The sequence below is a fragment of the Pseudomonas sp. CM25 genome, from assembly GCF_013179705.1.
Taxonomy (GTDB): Bacteria; Pseudomonadota; Gammaproteobacteria; order Pseudomonadales; family Pseudomonadaceae; genus Aquipseudomonas.
Genome location: NZ_JABMCW010000727.1, coordinates 1 through 578, shown reverse-complemented (window position 1 = coordinate 578; position 578 = coordinate 1). Strand labels below are relative to the sequence as shown.

Sequence of the window (578 nt, the reverse complement as noted above, 5' to 3'; positions counted from 1 at the left end):
CGTCTTCACTTTCACGGAACGCACGCCATTTGGCATGCCGAGGCCCGGCGAAAATATCTTTGATTTCCTTCAGATTGGGCAGCTCTTCAAAGCTGCTCAAATTGAAGAAATCGGGGGATGGGGCGGCAAGGAAAGGTGCGTGGGACATGGCACCGACGGAGGCCATGTAGCTCAAAAGCTTGATGTCTGGAGATGAGGGGCCGAAGTCATAGTTCCCCACCATGGCCGCCACGGGCTCACCACCGAATTGACCGTAACCCGCGGTGTAAACGTGTTTGTACATACCGCTGCAGGTGATGTCGGCCGCGTTCTCGAAATCATCTAGCAAGTCTTCCTTGTTGGCATGCAGAACTTCAAGCTTGATGTTTTCGCGGAAGTCCGTACGGTCGACCAGAAGTTTGAGGCTGCGCCACGCCGATTCAAGCTGTTGAAACTCGGGCTGATGCAGGATGGCATCCATCTGTCGGCTGAGCACTCGGTCCAGCTCTGCAATCATTTGATCGACGCGATGCTTGTTGATTAGTTGATCTGGATCATTGCTCTTGAGTATTTCTGCAATGAAGGCCGATACGCCTTGG

Annotated in this window: 1 protein-coding gene; it reads right to left on the bottom strand. The window is 53.3% G+C overall.

Going from position 1 to position 578, the window contains the following annotated elements; translation table 11 throughout:
- Nucleotides 1-578 (bottom strand): type VI secretion system contractile sheath domain-containing protein (locus HP546_RS30970; RefSeq protein WP_172233862.1); only part of this gene is annotated, 578 nt, incomplete at both ends.